This is a genomic window from Achromobacter sp. MYb9, from assembly GCF_002975275.1.
In the GTDB taxonomy this organism is placed as follows: domain Bacteria; phylum Pseudomonadota; class Gammaproteobacteria; order Burkholderiales; family Burkholderiaceae_B; genus Achromobacter.
On sequence record NZ_PCOQ01000001.1, the window covers coordinates 340,156 to 358,226 of the forward strand.

Sequence of the window (18,071 nt, forward strand, 5' to 3'; positions counted from 1 at the left end):
CCCATGCAGATGAATCCTAGATTGTCCGGCCTGCGCTGCATCCGCTGCGCGAGCCTGTGGCCGCCCGGCGACTATCCCGAAGGCTGCCCGAGTTGCCTGGCGGCGGGACACCCCGCCACCCTGGAATGCGACTACGACGCCTGCGACACGGACCGCGCCATTCCTTTGCCGGTGTTGACGCCCATCACGCTGGGCGAAGGGGCCACCCCCCATCTCGAAGCCACGGATCTGGCACTCGCCGAAGGCGTCGGCCAGCTTTGGCTCAAGTGCGAAAGCGCCAACCCCACCGGCAGCCACAAAGACCGCATGGCGGCGCAGTTGGTGTCGCGCGCCCGCCTGGCAGGCGCGACCCGCGTGGCGGCGGCATCCAGCGGCAATGCCGGCGTCTCGCTTGCGGCTTATTGCGCCGCGGCCGGCCTGCAGGCCGACATTGCCATCACCCGCAATTGCCCGCCGCTGCAGCGCGAAGCCATGCAGCGCTTCGGCGCCAAACTCAGCGCCTTCGAAGACAGCCTGGCCCGTTGGCCCTACGTGTCGGATCTGTGCCGCAACCACGGTGCATTCGCCGGCACCAACTACCTGAATCCCCCGGTCGGCACGCATCCCTATGGCGTGGAAGGCTACAAACCCATCGCCCAGGAAATCCTGGATGCCTGCGGCACGCCCACCGACATCATCGTGCCGACTGCGCGCGGCGATCTGTTATGGGGAATTTTCCTGGGCTGGCAGCACCTGCTGCAACGCGGCCGCATCGCGCGTCTGCCGCGCCTGCATGCGGTCGAGCCGTACGCCCGCTTGTCGCGGGCCCGTGCGGCGGGCGACGCGCGCGGCCTGTGGGAGGGCGTCACGGACCAATACTCCATCGCGGGCGGCACCTGCACGCTGCAATCGCTGGAAGCCATGTCGCGCTCGGGCGGGACGCCTGTGGAGGTCTCCGATGCCGCCGCGGCCCAGGCGCAACAGCGGCTCGAGCGCAAGGGAATCAGCACTGAACTGTCTTCCGCCGCAGCCCTGGCGGCCGTGTCCCGGCTCAGGCGTTCCGGCGTGCTGGATGCCGAATCGTCGGTGGTGCTGATCGTGACGTCGGACGGACGCCGAGGCTGATCTCCGCCACGCTGCGGCGGCCTGCTAGACGCCGAATTGGTCCACCAGCGGGGCCAATGCGCCACGCAGGCACGTGGCCCAGAACTTGCCGGCTTCGGACAGCGGCCGGCTCCCATGAAGGATCATGTGGCATTCGAAATGCACGGATGCCGTCAGCGGGCGATAGCACAGGCCCGCTGCCTCCATGCCCACGGCTGTCGCCGGGTTGGCGATACCCACGCCATGCCCGGCCAGCGCCAATTGGCATACGGTGCTGGAGTACGGCGTTTCGATCGCCACCCTCAGGGTCTGTTCCGCCTGGCGCAGCAGCGAATCCAGCCGCTTGCGTGAACCGTCCTCGGCATTCAAGGCGATCACGTCCAGACCCGCCAAATGCGAAAAATCGATGGCCCCCAACCGTGCCAGCGCGTGCCCACCCGGAAAGACGGCCACCGCCCGCAAGCTGGCCAGGCGATGGCCGCGCAACCCTTCCAGCTCTGACTCATCGGCCACCACGGCCAGGTCCAGCTCGCCCGACACCACCATGTCGCGCAACGTATTGGAATCTCGGATCTGCAGATACAGGGGCGTGTCCGGATAGCGCGTGCGAAAACGCGAGATCGCGTCGCTGACCACGGCGCCGCTGTAGGCATGAATGCAGCCGATGCGCAGACGCGGTTGGGCGGCGCCACGAATCGCGCGGATCTTGCGGCCCAGGCTATCCAGTCCGACATTCAAACGGCGGATTTCTTCATACAGCAACGTGGCCTCGGGCGTGCGCTGCATACGCTGGCGCACGCGCTCGAACAACCGCAATTCGATGCTGGCTTCCAGCGCGGCCAGGGTCGCGCTGACCGTCGCGGGCGACACGTCCAGCCGCCGGGCGGCCGCAGTCACGCTTTCCGTCTCATAGACGGTGCGGAAGGTCTCGACCTGTTTGAGCGTGAAGGTCATGGGCGGCGCGCGGCGCGCTTAGATGCGTTGCAGGTCCATCAGCACGCGCCGGGTGGACAACGGACGGCCGGCCAGAATCTCGGCCAGGCGTTCACGCAGGTCGCGGCGCAGCGCCGGTTCGATCACAGGGTCTTCGAAGTCCGGGGCGTCTTCATCCACGCCGTAGCCGGTTTCGCGCAGCAAGGTCCACTCGAAGCGGCGCAGCGCACCGGCGGCACGGGTGCCGTTGGACAGTTGCTGCAGCGCCATGTCGTAGGCGTCGAACAACAAGGGGTGGGCGTCCTCGCGCGGCAACAGGCGCAAGAGCAGTTCGTTCATGTACCAGGCGGACATCAAGGCGGTGCCCGTCAGCGGACGGATGCCGGCGATCTCGGCGCGGGTCAAGGTCTTGACTTCGCCGTTGCCGGTCCAGGACAGCAGCAGGGGCTGAAAGGCCGACAACACGGGACGCAGGATGGAATAAGGGCGCTTGGCGCCCTTGGCGACCATGGCTACGCAGCCATGATCGCGGGAGAACGTCTGAACAATAAGGGAAGTCTCACGCCACGCCGTGGCGTGCAACATAAACCCCGGACGATCCTGGACGCGAGGCGCCCGTCTACTCATAGCCCAAATCGCGGAGCGCACTCTCGCGGTCGGACCAGCCCTTTCGCACCTTGATGTAGACCTCAAGGTGAACCGGCTTGTCCAGCAGCTTGGCGATGTCCTGCCGCGCCTCCGTGGCAATACGCTTCATGTGCATGCCGCCCGTGCCCAACAAGATGGGCTTGTGGCTGTCGCGTTCGACGACGACGCAAGCGTTGATGCTGGCGCCCTTGCTGGTTTCTTCCCATTGCTCGATGACGACGGTACAGCCATAGGGCAGTTCGTCGCCCACCAGGCGGAAGATCTTCTCGCGCACCAGTTCGGCGGCGATGAACCGCATGGGGCGATCAGTCAGCGTATCTTCTTCGAACATCGCCTCGCCTTCCGGCAGGCGCGTTGCGATCTCTTGCAGCAGTTGGTCCAGCTGGTGGTTCTTCGTGGCGCTGACAGGCACCACGGCGCCGAACGGATGCAGCGCCATGATCTTGGCGACGAAGGCGAACAGGTCGTCGCGGTTCTTCAGCGCGTCGATCTTGGACACCACCAGGATCGTGCGCTCGGGGTTGGGCAGCAGCGGCAGCAGCTTGGCGTCGCCTTCCGACCATTTGCCGGCTTCCACCACATGCACCACCACGTCGACGTCGGCCAGTGCCTGCGTCACGACGCGGTTCATCATGCGGTTCATCGCGCCGCCATGACGGGTCTGGAATCCCGGGGTGTCGACAAACACGAATTGCTCGTGCTCGCGCGTCAGCACGCCGTGAATGCGGTGGCGCGTGGTCTGCGCCTTGCGCGACACGATGGAGATCTTGGAACCGATCAGGGCGTTCGTCAGCGTGGACTTACCCACATTGGGGCGGCCAACAATGGCAACGAAGCCAGTACGAAAAGGGGTATCGCTCATTTAGTCTCTTGAGCCACTGCCACGGGCAGCGACAATTGCGCGGTTTTGCGCGCCTTGCCCGACTTGCGGGCAGCCTTGGTCGCCGGGCTGATGGCCAGCGCGGCCTCCAACGCCAGCTTGGCCGCCGATTGCTCGGCGGCGCGGCGGCTGGCGCCGGGCGCCATAACCTTGATCTCGAGCGCCGGGATGGCACACTCGACTTCGAACTGCTGGCTGTGGGCCGCGCCATGTGTGGCCACCACCGTATACAACGGCAGCGCCAGCTTGCGGCCTTGCAGGAATTCCTGCAGCAAGGTCTTGGCGTCCTTGCCCAGCGTTTTGGGGTCGACCGACGCCAGCACCGGTTGGTACTGACGCACGATCACGCGGCGCGCGGCGTCGAAACCCGCGTCCAGGAAGACGGCGCCGAACAGCGCCTCGACCGTATCCGCAAGAATGGACGGCCGGCGGAACCCGCCGCTCTTCAATTCACCTTCGCCCAGGCGCAGGTACTGCGATAGTTCCAGACGCTGCGCGATATCCGCCAGCGACGCCTGTTTGACCAGGTTCGCCCGCAGCCGCGACAGATCGCCTTCGTCGATTTTGGAAAACCGCTCGAACAGCATGGCCGCGACGACGAAATTCAACACGGAATCCCCAAGGAATTCCAAGCGCTCGTTGTGGCGCGCACCGTGACTGCGATGCGTCAGTGCCTGTTCCAACAAGCCTGCATCACCGAAGTGGTGATCCAGGCGATTTTCTAGCGTGGCTAGCGACATAATCAGTTGAACCGGCCGATGCGGCTGAGATCGCTGAAATTCATCCAGATGAAAAACGCGCGTCCGACGATATTGGCTTCAGGTACGAAGCCCCAGTAGCGGCTGTCCGCGCTGTTGTCCCGATTATCGCCCATGGCGAAATAACTGCCGTCAGGTACTTTGCAGCGTACCCCATTGCGGCTGTATTGGCAGTTTCCGCGGTTGGGAAATTGCCACATCGGCGAATAATCTTGCGGCTTGTTCTCATCCAGCAGGATTTTGTGCTCAACGTCGCCCAACTTCTCTTTATATTGTGCAATATATGAGACACGGTCGGGCTCAAAATAGTCGCCGTCGCGTACATGCGGCACCAATTCGCCGTTTATGTACAGTTTTTTGTCCAGGTAGGCGATCTCGTCGCCCGGCAGGCCCACCACGCGCTTGATGTAATCCACGTCCGGATCCACCGGATAGCGGAACACGAACACATCGCCGCGCTTGGGTTTGCCGATCTCGACGACCTTCTTGTCGATCACGGGCAGGCGCAAGCCATAGCTGAACTTGTTCACCAGGATCAGGTCGCCCGACTGCAGCGTGGGCAGCATCGAACCCGACGGGATCCGGAACGGCTCCACCACGAACGAACGCAGCATGAAGACGAACAGGATGACGGGAAAAAAGCTGACGGCGTACTCGATCCACCACGGCACGCGCCGCGCGGCATCGCCAGCCTCGCGGCGAAGGCGCTCGGCTTCCTGAGCGTCTCCGACCAAGGCTGCGTCGTACTGCGCCATTGCCGCTTGGGCGCGGGCTTCGCGACCACGTCGCAGCACCGCAAGATCAAGCACCCAGATAATGCCGGTCAAGACCAGCAGAACAAACAGGATCAGGGCAAAGTTCCAACTCATCAGCTAACCGCCTTCTTTTGGTTCTACTTGTCTTCCACTTGCAGGATGGCCAGGAACGCCTCCTGCGGAATTTCCACGCTACCCACCTGCTTCATGCGCTTCTTACCGGCTTTCTGCTTTTCCAGCAGCTTCTTCTTGCGCGAGATATCGCCGCCGTAGCACTTGGCCAGCACGTTCTTGCGCAGCGCCTTCACGTTTTCGCGCGCGATGATTTCAGCGCCGATGGCGGCCTGGATCACCACGTCGAACATCTGGCGCGGGATCAGGCCGCGCATGCGGGTCACGACGTCGCGGGCGCGATGGCGCGCGTTGCTGCGGTGGACAATCACGGCCAGCGCATCCACGCGGTCGTTGTTGATCAGCAGGTCCACGCGCACCACGTCGGCCGAGCGGTATTCCAGGAATTCGTAGTCCATCGAGGCATAGCCGCGCGATACCGACTTCAGCTTGTCGAAGAAGTCCAGCACGATCTCGGCCAGCGGGATCTCGTACACCAGATGGACCTGGCGGCCGTGATAGCTCATGTTGACCTGCGAGCCGCGCTTGTTATTGCACAGCGTCATGACGGGACCGACGTAGTCCTGCGGCATGAACAGCGTGACCTTCACGATGGGCTCGCGGATGTCCTGGATCTTGCCCACTTCCGGCATGCGCGACGGGCTTTCCACGGTGATCACCGAGCCGTCGCGCTGCTCGACCTCGTACACCACCGACGGCGCGGTGGTGATGATGTCCATGTCGAACTCGCGCTCCAGGCGTTCCTGCACGATCTCCATGTGCAAAAGGCCCAGGAAACCGCAGCGGAAGCCGAAGCCCAGCGCCTGCGAGACTTCCGGTTCGAACATCAGCGCGGCGTCGTTCAGCTTCAGCTTGTCGAGCGAATCGCGCAGCTGGTCGTATTCCGAACTTTCCACCGGGTACAGGCCCGCGAACACCTGCGGCTTGACTTCCTTGAAGCCGGGCAACGCGCTGGCGGCCGGCTTATTGGCCAGGGTGACGGTATCGCCCACCTTGGCGTCTTCCAGCTGCTTGATGCCAGCGATGATGAAGCCCACTTCGCCCGCCGACAGGTGCGGACGCTGCTGCGACTTCGGCGTGAATACGCCGGTCTGCTCGCACAAGTGGGTGGCGCCGGAGGCCATCAGCAGAATCTTGTCCTTGGGCTTGAGCACGCCATTGATGATGCGCACCAGCATCACGACGCCCACGTAGTTGTCGAACCAGGAGTCGATGACCAGCGCCTGCAGCGGCGCGTCGGGATCGCCCTTGGGCGCCGGCACCCGCGCCACGATGGTTTCCAGGATTTCGTCGATGCCCATGCCCGTCTTGGCGCTGGCCAGCACGGCTTCCGAGGCGTCGATGCCGATCACGTCTTCGACTTCCTGGCGCGCGCCTTCGGGATCGGCCTGCGGCAGATCCATCTTGTTCAAAACCGGCACGACTTCCACGCCCAGTTCGATGGCGGTGTAGCAGTTGGCGACCGTCTGCGCTTCCACGCCCTGGGACGCATCCACCACCAGCAGCGCGCCTTCGCACGCCGACAGCGAGCGGCTGACTTCATACGAGAAGTCCACGTGCCCCGGGGTGTCGATCAGGTTCAGGTTGTAGGTCTTGCCGTCCTTCGCCTTGTAATGCAGGGCGGCGGTCTGAGCCTTGATGGTGATGCCGCGCTCGCGTTCGATTTCCATGGAATCGAGCACCTGCGCCGACATTTCGCGATCCGCCAATCCGCCGCAGCGCTGGATCAGGCGATCGGCCAGGGTCGATTTACCGTGATCGATGTGGGCAATGATGGAGAAGTTGCGAATATGCTGCATGCTTGAAATTATAAGGGACGGAACACTCGGCACATGGCCGGAAGACACCGCCGCCGGAGTACGCACGGCTGACGTGAGGGGCGCTGGCGGGCCGCTGGTAGGCAATGCCCGGGCAAAAACGAGGGGGCGCCAGGCGCCCCCTCTTGCGGCAACCAGCCATTTTAGCTGGTCTTGGGGTTTTTTTTCTGCCGCCGGGCCGCGCCGGGGCAAAAAGCGACGCGCTTTAGCCCTTACTTCGAGGCCGGAACCGCCACCCATTGCGTCTGATCGCCCCGGCGCACCAGCAAACCTGCGGCGCGGGACTTGTCCAGCTTGCTCACGAGCGTGGCGAATTGCTTGGCGCCGGTGACGTCAGTGTCGTTCAAGGCCAACACAATGTCGCCTTCCTGCAACCCGGCCTTGGCGGCCGCACCTTCAGCGACCTTCACCTGGACGCCGCCCTTGATGCGCAGCTTCTTCTGCACATCGGCTGGCACATCCACCACCCCCAGGCCCAACGCGTTCGTGACTTCGGGAGCCGGCGCCGGCTTCTTGCCCGCCGCCGCGGCCTTTTCGGTCGGGATTTCGCCCACCTTGACCGACAGCGTCATGCTCTTGCCCTTGCGCCACACTTCCATGTCGGCGCGCGTGCCCGGCTTGGTTTCGCCCACGATGCGCGGCAGATCAGACCAACGCTTGATCGGCTCGTTGTTGAACTTCAGGATCACGTCGCCCGGCTGCACGCCCGCTTCTTCGGCAGGACCTTCGGCCTCCACGCTGCTGACCAGCGCGCCTTCGGCCTTCGGCAGGCCGATGGCTTCGGCCACGTCCTTGCCAACTTCGCCGATCTGCACGCCGACCCGGCCGCGGGTAACCTTGCCCGTGGCGCGCAACTGATCGACCACGCGCATCGCTTCGTCGATCGGGATGGCCAGCGAGATGCCCATGAAACCGCCGCTGCGCGAAATGATCTGGGAATTGATGCCGACGACTTCGCCGTCCAGGTTGATCAGCGGGCCGCCCGAGTTGCCGGGGTTCACGGCCACGTCGGTCTGGATGAACGGCAGATATTCGCCGGTATCGCGACCAATCGCGCTGACGATGCCCGACGTCACGGTGGAGTCCAGGCCGAACGGCGAACCGATGGCCAGCACCCACTGCCCCTTCTTCAGCTTCTTGGGGTCGCCGATGACCAGCGGGATCATGTCCTTGGTTTCGATCTTGATCAGCGCAACGTCGGTGCGCTCATCGGTGCCGATGACCTTGGCTTTGAATTCGCGGCCGTCGGTGAGCGTGACGTAGATGTCCGTCGCGTCGACCACCACATGGTTGTTGGTCAGAATGTAGCCATCTTCGGAAATGAAGAAGCCCGACCCCACGCCACGCGGCACGGTACGCTCTTCAGGTTGCGAAGGCTGGGGCCGCTGACGTGGCGTCGGCGCCTGGCCGCCCGGGCCCGGAGGCTGGAATTCGGGGCCGAAGAACCAGCGGAACAATTCGTAAGGGTCGCCGCCGCCGCCGGGGCCGGGGCCGCGCACGGGCACGGTGGCCGTCGTGCGGATGTTCACGACCGCAGGGTCGGCTTTTTCAACAATGCCCGTAAAGTCGGGCAACGCCACGGTGGGCGTCTGCGCCACCGAAGCCGGGACGTACGCGGCGGACATCGCCACACTTGCCGCCACAACCGCCAGAAAGCGCCGGAAAAAAGCGTTCGACACCGTCATTGCTTTCATAAGTTACTCCGAAATTGCTGCTAGCCGCTCCGGGGCCCGGATCACTTGGACCCGGCGGTCCCGGTTGCCGGTGCTGCCGCCGCAGGCGCGGCGGGCACATACTCTGTCGCTTCCGCCAACTGTTCCAACGTCGCCACGGGCACTTCGCCCACGGCCGTCAGCCAGAAATCCGCAATTCGCGTTCCGTAGACGGTAATCGACCCGCGCTGCGCGGCGCCATGGGGAGGATGATGACCGCGCTGGCTGTCATAGGGTTCGATGAAGACCGATATGGCCGCCAGGCCATCGGACAGCACCATCTGGCTGACGGTTGCGCCGCGCCCCATCGAGCGCGCCACCTGCATGATCACCTTGAAGCCCTTGGGCGCCGGGATGCGCCACCCCTGGGCCGACAGGTCCACAGGCGCCATCGAGGGCTCAAGCACCTTCCAGTCGCGGGTGCTCCAGCGCGACGTCAACAATTGGGGATCGACTTCCGAACCCAGGCGCAATGACGTGAACGACACCTGCTCGACCACGCCGCGCGCGGCATTCAGCGTCTGGGCCTTCAGCAGCAGATTGGTTTCGACGTCGGCGCACAGGCGGTAGCCGTAACGCAGCTTGTCCAGGGGCTCGATCGTGATCAGCCGGCATTCGCGGCCCGCCACCCGATGCAATTTGGGTTCGGTGCTGATTTTGTAGTGTTCAGCCAGATTGGCGGGATCGCCCAGCAACAGGCCGGGAAAGCGGTCGCCGCGCCGGCGCTCGACCAGCACGGTCTTGCGCTCGGGAATCAGGCACTGCACGTTTTCGTTATGCCGCAGGTATTCGCGCGGCTGGCCATCCAGGATTTCCAGGCGTTCTCGTTCGCCGGTGCCGTCCAGCACGTGCACCAGGCGCGAAGACTGGATCATTTCGCCCTGCTGATACATGAAGACGCCAGCGTAGTCCTGCTTGCGCGCGGCCTGCTGAATGCGCGACAGCAACTGGACGACGTCGTCGGCCGCCGGCACGGCGTCGGCGGCGCGCGCGGGTTCATGCGCGGCCAGGAAAGCAGTCAGAAGCGTGGCGGCGAACCAGCCAGCGCGGTGCGCGTGCCAGGAAGCTGCGCGCGGCCAACGTGTGGGTAACACCAGCGCCATCAACGTCCCGCCCCGACGTCGAACGAGACTTGCCGCACCGCGCTGGGACCGGCCATCTGACGATGGGCTTCCAGGTAGTCGCGCAGGCCCGCGTCATCCGCGGAGGCAGGCGTGCCGCTGGCGTCGGCCAGCACGCGCACTTCAGTCGCCGGCGCGCCCGTCAGGTAAGGCTGGGCCACCCAGGCGACGGTCGCCACGGCGGCGGCCACCGCCAGGCCGGACAGGCCATAGCGCAACGGCGAACGGCGCCGGGGCGCCGCGACGATCGGCAATTCGGCGTCCAGCGCCCGTGCCAGCCGGGACTGGAAAGCAGCGCTGGGCGTCAATGCCAGATCGGAATTGCGGAGGGAATCACCGATCAAATGATAGGTGTCCCAGGTCTGACGTCCTTCCTTGGACAACAGGCCGGGAAAAATATCGTCGGAATCTTCTCCGTCCATCCAGGCGGAAACCGATTCCTCCCAGGAGGATTCGGCGATTTCAACGGACTTGGCTGCGGTTTGCATGACTGCCACTCCTTACCAGCGACGCTCGGCATCGGTGCCAAGCAATGGACGCAATTTGGTCGCGATGGCCTCGCGCGCACGAAAAATGCGGGAGCGCACCGTACCGATCGGGCAATCCATGCTCTGGGCGATGTCTTCGTAACTCATACCTTCGATTTCACGCAGGACAATTGCGGTGCGCAACTCTTCGGGCAATTCCTCGATGGCCGCGTTCACCGTCTCGGCGATTTCGCGGCTGGCAACCATGGACTCCGGCGTGCTTATATCGGTTAGGTTGTCGGTTTCGTTAAAAGTTTCACCGTCTTCCGTTTCTATCGCATTTGGCGCGCTGGGCCGCCGGCCTTGCGAGGCCAGCCAATTGCGCGCCGTATTGATGGCGATACGATACAACCAGGTGTAGAACGCGCTGTCGCCCCGGAATTGGGGCAAGGCCCGATAGGCCTTGATGAAGGCTTCCTGGGCCACGTCCTCGATTTCGGAGGGGTCGCGGATCATTCGGGCCAGCAGGCGCAGGATCTTGCGCTGGTACTTCAGCACCAACAGATCGAAGGCCTTCTTGTCGCCCCGCTGAACGCGCGCGACAAGCTCGGCGTCGACTTCGCGCTCGCTCATGACGCCTCCTGCGGGCGTGCCGCCGGCTGCGCGCGCCGCGCCGTGCCCGTCAGCAGGCAAAGGCGCCGCCAGGACTCGGGTCGCAGCGTCCGTTGCCAGACGGTGAGGGTGATTGTGCTATTTGTAAAGGCCGTACTCCCGGTGGGCAAGGGCTGCAGGGTGAGCGTGAGCCAGCGGGGGCCGCGCTGCTGGTTCAGCAGCACCGCGTCTTGCCAGCCTTGCGGCTGGCGTACCTGCCAGCGCCCCGCCCCGGTCGCCGTGCGTATTGCCGATACCGGGGACAGGCTGCTCCGTGGCGAGTGTAACAGCCCGGCCAGCACAAGCAGCAGCGCAATCACCGCGCCTGCCGCCCATGCCATGCCGCCCCAGGAAGCTGCCGTCAGCGCGCAGGCGGCGGCCACGGCGATCGCCAGGCCGCCAAGCGCGCGGACGCCGGGCGGCTGCCCGGCAGGCACCTGAAACGACCAGCGCCCTGCGTCCGAGCCTTCCAAATCAGACCCGGCGAACGGCCATGGAGCCGTTGGTGCCGCCGAAGCCGAATGAATTGGACAGGCCGACCTCGATCTTCATCTGCCGCGCTTCGTTCGCGCAGTAATCCAGATCGCATTCCGGATCTTGATTGAAGATGTTGATCGTGGGAGGCGACACCTGGTTGTACACGGCCAGCGTGGTGAACACTGCCTCGATGCCGCCCGCTGCGCCGAGCAAGTGCCCGGTCATGGACTTGGTCGAGTTGACCACCAGCTTCTTGGCGTGATCGCCGAACGCCAGCTTCAGCGCATCGGTTTCGTTCTTGTCGCCAAGCGGCGTGGACGTACCGTGGGCGTTGACATACTGGATGTCATCCGCATTCAGGCCACCGTTGCGCAGCGCGTTGAGCACGCCGCGGCGCGGGCCGTCCTTGTCCGGAGCCGTGATGTGGTGTGCGTCCGAGCTCATGCCATAGCCCGCGAGCTCGCCATAGATGCGCGCGCCGCGCTTCTTGGCATGCTCGTACTCTTCCAGCACGAGAACGCCAGCGCCCTCGCCCAGCACGAAGCCGTCGCGGTCTCGGTCCCAGGGGCGCGAGGCCGTCTGAGGATCATCGTTACGGGTCGACAGCGCACGCATCGCGGCAAAACCGCCGATGCCCAGCGGGGACACGGTCGATTCGGCGCCGCCCGCCACCATGACGTCCGCATCGCCATATTCGATCAGGCGCGCAGCGTCGCCGATGCAATGCAGACCGGTGGTGCAGGCCGAGACGACGGCGTAGCTCGGACCCTTCATGCCGTAGACAATGGACAAATGACCGGAGATCAGGTTGATCAGCGAACCCGGCACGAAGAACGGCGAGATCCGTCGCGGACCCTTGGCCAGGTACTCGACCTGGGTTTCTTCGATGCGCGGCAAACCGCCGATACCGGAGCCCACGATCACGCCGATGCGCTCGGCATTGGCTTCGGTGACTTCCAGGCCGCAATCGCGCCATGCCTGCATCCCGGCAGCCAGGCCGTAATGGATGAATGTATCCATCTGGCGGGCTTCTTTGGACGAGACATAGGTGCTGATGTCGAAGTCTTTGACTTCGCCAGCAATGTGCGTGGTGATGGCCGAGGGATCGAAACGGGTGATGCGGCTGATGCCAGAACGTCCGTTGACGATATTGTCCCAAGCGGTGGTCAGGTCGTTCCCTACGGGAGAAACGATACCAAGGCCGGTGATGACGACACGTCGCTTCACGGATGACTCCTCAAACAGACAAAAGAAAGGCGGCTTTCGGGATGCGCTGCACGTGTGGCCCACGCGAAAGCGGGTCGGGCATGACTACGCCCTTCCTGCATGTGGACCACACGGCAAATTCCTGAAACCGCCCCGTTTCCCGGTTGAACCCGAAAGTCGGGCAACCGGAAGGTATAGGCTGAGCTTACTGCTTACCGTGCGAATTGATGTAGTCAATCGCTTGTTGCACGGTCGTGATCTTTTCGGCCTCTTCGTCGGGGATCTCGGTCTCGAATTCGTCTTCGAGCGCCATGACCAGTTCGACCATGTCGAGCGAATCGGCACCGAGGTCGTCAAGGAAGGAGGATTCGTTCTTGATCTCGGCTTCGTTCACGCCAAGTTGTTCAGCGACGATCTTCTTGACGCGCTGTTCGATGCTTTCCATGCAGATCTCCAATTGGGAAAAATCCCGCGAATTATAGCCAAGCGTAGAGGAAAGCAACGCCTGGCCGTGACAAAAATAACACCGCGCACTTTTTCTGTCGCCCTGAAGGGCGCAGGAATACCGGTGTGCGGCGTTTCCGGATGAACTGCGCGCGGCCTCGCCGGTTGCCCGGCGGCGGCAAGGCGGCCTGGGCCGCCCGCGCGCAATTCGTGATTTATTGCATGTACATCCCGCCGTTTACGTGCAGGGTGGTGCCGGTAATGTAACCCGCTTGCGGCCCGGACAAAAAGGCCACCGCATGGGCGATGTCCTCGGGCGAGCCCAAACGGCCCAGCGGAATCTGCTGCAACAGCGCCGTCGTCTGGCTTTCAGCCAGCGCGCGCGTCATATCGGTGTCGATGAAGCCGGGCGCAACGCAGTTCACGGTGATGTTGCGGCTGCCCAACTCACGGGCCAGTGCGCGCGACATACCCGACACGCCCGCCTTGGCGGCGGCGTAGTTGGCCTGACCGGCGTTGCCGCTGGAACCCACCACCGACGTAACGTTGATGATGCGTCCCCAGCGAGCCTTCATCATGCTGCGCAACACGGCGCGCGACAGGCGGAACACGGACGTCAGATTCGTGTCCAGCACCGCCGACCAATCGTCGTCCTTCATGCGCATCGCCAGCGTATCGCGCGTGATGCCAGCATTATTGACGAGGATATGCGGACCGCCGCCTTCCTTGCCCAGCGCGTCGATCAATGCGTCGCAGGCTTCGGCATCGGTCACGTTCAGCACCACGCCACGGCCGCCGCACGGCGCCAGGGCTTCGGTAATGGCGGCCGCGCCCGATTCGGACGTCGCGGTGCCCACGACGGTTGCGCCGCGCGCAGCCAGTTCCTGGGCGATGGCGCGGCCGATGCCGCGCGTGGCGCCGGTCACAAGGGCGATCTTGCCCTGCAATTCGATCGAGTTGTCCATGTGTTTAATTTCCGTTAACGGCGGCCAACGCGGCTTCAAGCGAAGCGGGATCGGTAATGGCCATGCCGGTAAGTTCGGGGTCGATGCGCTTGGTCAGGCCGGCCAGCACTTTGCCGGGGCCGCACTCGATGACGTGGGTGACGCCTTGCGCCTTCATCGCGCGCAGGGTTTCAACCCAGCGCACAGGATGCCATGCCTGACGCACCAGCGCATCCCGGATTGCCCCGGGCTCGGTGGGCGAAGCGACATCGACGTTGTTGATGACCGGGATCTGCGGCGCCAGGACCGTGACGCCAGCCAGCGCGCCGGCCAGCACGTCGGCGGCGGGCTTGAGCAGGCTGGAATGGAACGGCGCGGAGACCGGCAGCAGCAGCGCGCGCTTGGCGCCTGCGGCCTTGGCCAGTTCGCAGGCACGCTCGACGGCGGCCTTGTGCCCCGCGATCACGACCTGCGCGGGCGCGTTGAAATTCACGGCTTCGACGATTTCGCCCTGAGCGGCCTGCGCACAGGCGGCGCGCACGGCGTCGTCGTCCAGGCCCAGGATCGCGGCCATTCCGCCCGTGCCGACCGGCACGGCGGCCTGCATTGCATCGGCGCGCACACGCACCAGGCGCACGGCGTCTTCCAGAGACAGGGAATCCGCAGCGGTCAACGCGGCGTACTCGCCCAGGCTATGACCCGCCACGACGTCGGGCTTGCGGCCGCCGGCGGCGCGCCAGGCGGCATAGAACGCCACGCCGGCAGTCAACATCGCCGGCTGGGTGTTGGTGGTGAGGTTGAGCTGTTCCACCGGGCCCTGGGCGATCAGCGCGCCCAGATCCTGGCCCAGGGCTTGCGAAGCCTGCGCCACGGTGTCCGTGACCGCGGCAACGCCCGACCAGGCATCCAGCATGCCGACGGCTTGCGAACCTTGGCCAGGGAAGACAAATGCGATTTTCATGATTGACCGGTTGGAATGATTCAGTGTCTGTGTGGGATGTCAGGCGCGCGCTGAGGGCGACGGCGCATGCGCCGCCCTGCCCGGGCACGCTCTTACATGCGGGCGAGTACCGAACCCCAGGTGAATCCGCCGCCCACGCCTTGCATCAGAATGAGCTGGCCTGGCTTGACGCGGCCGTCTCGGCGCGCGGCGTCCAGTGCCAGCGGCACGCTGGCCGCGGAGGTGTTGGCGTGGCTATCAACGGTAATGACGACTTTTTCGACTGGCACGGCGAGCTTGCGCGCCAGGAAATTCAGGATGCGAACGTTCGCCTGATGCGGGATCAACCAATCGACGTCGGCGACTTCGATGCCGGCTTCCGCGCACGTGTCGCGCGCCGAGCGGTCCAGCACGGTCACGGCCTGCTTGAACACAGCCTGGCCGTCCATGCGCAGGAACGGATCGCCCGTCACGTCGCCATAGGCCACGTTGCCCGCGGCGCTCAGGATCTTCATCTGGCTGCCATCGGCATGCAACTGCGCGGCCATGATGCCGGGCTCGTCGGAGCTCTTGAGCACCACGGCGCCTGCGCCGTCGCCGAACAGCACGCACGTGCTGCGGTCGTTCCAGTCCAGGATGCGCGAAAACACTTCCGCACCGATCACCAGCGCACAGCGGGCGCGGCCCGCGCGGATGAAGCTGTCGGCGGTGGTCAGGGCGTAGACGAAGCCGCTGCACACGGCCTGCACGTCGAACGCCGCCGATCCCTTGGTGCCCAGATTGGCCTGCACCAGGCATGCCGTGCTTGGAAACACGAAATCGGGCGTGGACGTGGCCACGATGATCAGATCGACTTCGGATGCGTCGACGCCGGCATCCGCCAGCGCGCGGCGCGAAGCCTCGGTGGCAAGCTGGCTGGTCGTGACGCCGCGTTCGGCGAGATGGCGCTGACGGATTCCCGTGCGCTCAACAATCCATTCATCGGACGTGGCGATGTCGCGCGTCGCCAGCTCCGCGGCCAATTCGTCATTCGAAACCACGCGTTCCGGCAAGAAGCTGCCGGTGCCCGCGATTGCGGAATATTTCATTGCGGTATCCATCAAGCGGTGTCCCCAGTCACGTTCCGCGAAGGCGTTGCGACGCCCTCGCCCGATTGAACGCGCTTGGTAATCTGTGCGACCGTCTGAGCGGTGCGCTCCAGCAGTTTACTCACTACGGCTTCGCGAGCTCGTTGCAACGCAAAACCGAAGGCGTAGACATCCGCGGAACCATGGCTCTTGATGACCACACCGCGCAAGCCCAGCAACGCGGCGCCGTTATAGCGCCGGTTGTCGACGCGGTTGCGCAGACGATTGAGCACCGGCCTGGCGATGGCGCCGGCCAGCAGGGTGACGATGTTGCGTTTGAACTCTTCGCGAATGATGCTGGACAGCATCTTCGCCAGCCCCTCGACGGACTTGAGCACGACGTTGCCGACGAAACCGTCGCACACGACAACGTCGACCGTACCCTTGAAGATGTCATTGCCTTCCACGTTGCCGTAGAAATTCAACGGGCTGCCGCGCAGGAGCTCTGCAGCTTCCTTGACGACTTCGTTGCCCTTGATGACTTCTTCGCCGATGTTGAGCAAGCCCACGGAGGGGTTCTCACGATGGTCGACCGCCTGCGACAGCGCGGCGCCCATGATGGCGAATTGCAATAGGTGCTCGGCCGAGCAATCCACGTTCGCACCCAGGTCCAGCACCGTGGTGGCGCGGCCCGTCTGGTTGGGAATGGATGTGGCGATCGCGGGGCGGTCAATGCCGTCCAGCGTCTTGAGCACGTAGCGTGAAATGGCCATCCATGCGCCGGTGTTGCCCGCGGAAACGCAGGCGTCAGCGCGCCCGTCCTTGACGGACTGGGCGGCCAGGCGCATGGAGGAGTCTTTTTTGCGGCGCAAGGCGACCTCGACCGGGTCGTCCATGGTGACGACCTCGGATGCCGCCACGATTTCCATGCGATCGCGCGCCACGCCGCGGTGCTCTGAGAGCGCCGCTTCGATAGCGTCGGGAAGCCCGACCAGCAATAGCCGGGTATCCGGAAATTGCCGGGCGAACTCGATCGCAGCCGGAATCGTGACGGGCAGACCGAAGTCTCCGCCCATACAGTCTATGGCGATGCGTATCACGGGTGCCAGGTATCAGCGCGCAGCCGAATTGGTCCGAGTACGAGTTCGGCCCGGGGGCCTTATTCGTCGGCCTTGGTCTTCAGGACCTTGCGGCCACGGTAAAAGCCGTTGGGGCTGATGTGGTGACGCAGGTGCGTTTCGCCGGTGTTCGGCTCGATGGCGGTCGACGGGGCAACCAGAAAATCGTGCGAACGGTGCATACCGCGCTTGGAGGGGGACTTCTTGTTTTGTTGAACGGCCATGATGACTCCTAGAAACGGGGCGCATTGTACGCGATGCGGCCCGATGTTGATCTCAATCTTTGTGCTTCAGTTGTTCCAGCACCGCAAACGGCGACGGACGCTTGACAGCGGGTTCTTCAGGAACTTCGCTGACTTTGGCCTGCGCGCCCGGGCATACATCATGCTTGGGCACATACGGAACGCTCAGAATGAGCTCATCTTCGACCTGGGCCAGCAGATCGAAATGATGCGAACCGACCACCTTTTCAGGTTGGTTGGACACAAAACCATTTCCTTCTTCGTCTTCATCGTCCTCGTGGGCACGACCATCGGAGTAATCGCCGTTGGTATTGCCATCATCGAGATCGGCTTCGGACTTGACCAGCTGCAAGAGGACTTCGCTATCGACCGGATACACGAACGGCGCGTTGCACCGCTGGCACACCAGCACCGGGTTCGCCTGCACGCGAACGTGCAAGAGGGGCCGGCCAAGCAACAGACCAGACTTGCCCACCTCACCGCGCACAGACCACGTCACAAGCCCGGCATCGCCCAGCGGTTGTTCGGGTAACCCTTCAACCGCGCGCGAAAACCGCACAAGAGGTATGGTGCCATGCGCTTCCTTGCCGCTATGGGCAAATGCGAATGCATCGATGCGCTTAATGATCAATCCTTTGCATTCACGGGTCTTTGCGATTGCTCACGCTGATGTCGA

Annotated in this window: 20 protein-coding genes; 1 reads left to right on the forward strand and 19 read right to left on the reverse strand. The window is 64.1% G+C overall.

Annotated features, from left to right (window positions below; genetic code table 11):
• Positions 1-3 precede the first annotated feature (3 nt).
• Positions 4-1,104 (forward strand): pyridoxal-phosphate dependent enzyme, encoded by a 1,101-nt coding sequence (locus CQ050_RS01565; protein WP_105555090.1) that lies wholly within the window; start codon positions 4-6, stop codon positions 1,102-1,104.
• A 24-nt stretch (positions 1,105-1,128) separates the two neighbouring features.
• Here the strand turns inward: CQ050_RS01565 and CQ050_RS01570 are convergent, their stop codons facing one another.
• The 19 genes from CQ050_RS01570 to CQ050_RS01660 all read right to left on the reverse strand — a co-directional run bounded on the left by CQ050_RS01570 (position 1,129) and on the right by CQ050_RS01660 (position 18,026).
• Entirely contained in the window at positions 1,129-2,037 is a 909-nt protein-coding gene (locus CQ050_RS01570; RefSeq protein ID WP_105555091.1) for a LysR family transcriptional regulator, read from the reverse strand.
• A gap of 18 nt (positions 2,038-2,055) precedes the next feature.
• Positions 2,056-2,643, reverse strand: coding sequence for a DNA repair protein RecO (recO, locus tag CQ050_RS01575; RefSeq protein ID WP_105555092.1), 588 nt, complete (start codon positions 2,641-2,643; stop codon positions 2,056-2,058).
• Positions 2,636-3,526, reverse strand: a complete 891-nt coding sequence (era, locus tag CQ050_RS01580; RefSeq protein ID WP_105555093.1) for a GTPase Era — start codon at positions 3,524-3,526, stop codon at positions 2,636-2,638. The genes recO and era overlap by 8 nt, the downstream gene beginning before the upstream one ends.
• Positions 3,523-4,284, reverse strand: a complete 762-nt coding sequence (gene rnc, locus CQ050_RS01585; protein ID WP_105555094.1) for a ribonuclease III — start codon at positions 4,282-4,284, stop codon at positions 3,523-3,525. Before rnc ends, era begins: the two co-directional genes overlap by 4 nt.
• A gap of 2 nt (positions 4,285-4,286) precedes the next feature.
• Positions 4,287-5,171, reverse strand: a complete 885-nt coding sequence (gene lepB / locus CQ050_RS01590; protein ID WP_105555095.1) for a signal peptidase I — start codon at positions 5,169-5,171, stop codon at positions 4,287-4,289.
• A 23-nt stretch (positions 5,172-5,194) separates the two neighbouring features.
• The gene (lepA, locus tag CQ050_RS01595) at positions 5,195-6,988 is read right to left on the reverse strand and encodes a translation elongation factor 4 (protein ID WP_057284786.1); all 1,794 of its coding nucleotides are present in this window, start codon (positions 6,986-6,988) and stop codon (positions 5,195-5,197) included.
• 230 nt (positions 6,989-7,218) lie between these two features.
• Entirely contained in the window at positions 7,219-8,700 is a 1,482-nt protein-coding gene (locus tag CQ050_RS01600) for a DegQ family serine endoprotease (protein ID WP_105555096.1), read from the reverse strand.
• Between the two features lie 41 nt (positions 8,701-8,741).
• Positions 8,742-9,821 (reverse strand): MucB/RseB C-terminal domain-containing protein, encoded by a 1,080-nt coding sequence (locus CQ050_RS01605; RefSeq protein WP_105555097.1) that lies wholly within the window; start codon positions 9,819-9,821, stop codon positions 8,742-8,744.
• A complete protein-coding gene (locus CQ050_RS01610; RefSeq protein WP_105555098.1) occupies positions 9,821-10,327 on the reverse strand; it encodes a sigma-E factor negative regulatory protein in 507 nt (168 codons plus the stop codon). Before CQ050_RS01610 ends, CQ050_RS01605 begins: the two co-directional genes overlap by 1 nt.
• A 12-nt stretch (positions 10,328-10,339) precedes the next feature.
• On the reverse strand, positions 10,340-10,939 hold the full coding sequence (rpoE, locus tag CQ050_RS01615) for an RNA polymerase sigma factor RpoE (protein ID WP_006218045.1): 600 nt from the start codon (positions 10,937-10,939) through the stop codon (positions 10,340-10,342).
• A complete protein-coding gene (locus CQ050_RS01620) occupies positions 10,936-11,430 on the reverse strand; it encodes a hypothetical protein (RefSeq protein WP_105555099.1) in 495 nt (164 codons plus the stop codon). The genes rpoE and CQ050_RS01620 overlap by 4 nt, the downstream gene beginning before the upstream one ends.
• Before the next feature lies 1 nt (position 11,431).
• Entirely contained in the window at positions 11,432-12,661 is a 1,230-nt protein-coding gene (gene fabF, locus CQ050_RS01625) for a beta-ketoacyl-ACP synthase II (protein ID WP_105555100.1), read from the reverse strand.
• A 184-nt stretch (positions 12,662-12,845) separates the two neighbouring features.
• Entirely contained in the window at positions 12,846-13,085 is a 240-nt protein-coding gene (gene acpP, locus CQ050_RS01630; protein WP_003813816.1) for an acyl carrier protein, read from the reverse strand.
• 214 nt (positions 13,086-13,299) lie between these two features.
• Entirely contained in the window at positions 13,300-14,049 is a 750-nt protein-coding gene (gene fabG / locus CQ050_RS01635) for a 3-oxoacyl-ACP reductase FabG (protein ID WP_105555101.1), read from the reverse strand.
• 4 nt (positions 14,050-14,053) lie between these two features.
• Complete coding sequence (gene fabD, locus CQ050_RS01640) at positions 14,054-14,989, reverse strand: ACP S-malonyltransferase (RefSeq protein ID WP_105555102.1); 936 nt, start codon at positions 14,987-14,989, stop codon at positions 14,054-14,056.
• Positions 14,990-15,081: 92 nt separating this feature from the next.
• A complete protein-coding gene (locus tag CQ050_RS01645; RefSeq protein ID WP_105555103.1) occupies positions 15,082-16,068 on the reverse strand; it encodes a beta-ketoacyl-ACP synthase III in 987 nt (328 codons plus the stop codon).
• The gene (plsX, locus tag CQ050_RS01650; protein WP_105555104.1) at positions 16,068-17,135 is read right to left on the reverse strand and encodes a phosphate acyltransferase PlsX; all 1,068 of its coding nucleotides are present in this window, start codon (positions 17,133-17,135) and stop codon (positions 16,068-16,070) included. The genes CQ050_RS01645 and plsX overlap by 1 nt, the downstream gene beginning before the upstream one ends.
• A 59-nt stretch (positions 17,136-17,194) precedes the next feature.
• Positions 17,195-17,377 carry a 50S ribosomal protein L32 gene (gene rpmF, locus CQ050_RS01655; protein WP_006218037.1) on the reverse strand — a complete coding sequence of 61 codons (183 nt, stop codon included), beginning with the start codon at positions 17,375-17,377 and terminating at the stop codon, positions 17,195-17,197.
• 52 nt (positions 17,378-17,429) lie between these two features.
• Positions 17,430-18,026 (reverse strand): DUF177 domain-containing protein, encoded by a 597-nt coding sequence (locus CQ050_RS01660; RefSeq protein ID WP_105555105.1) that lies wholly within the window; start codon positions 18,024-18,026, stop codon positions 17,430-17,432.
• Positions 18,027-18,071 lie beyond the last annotated feature (45 nt).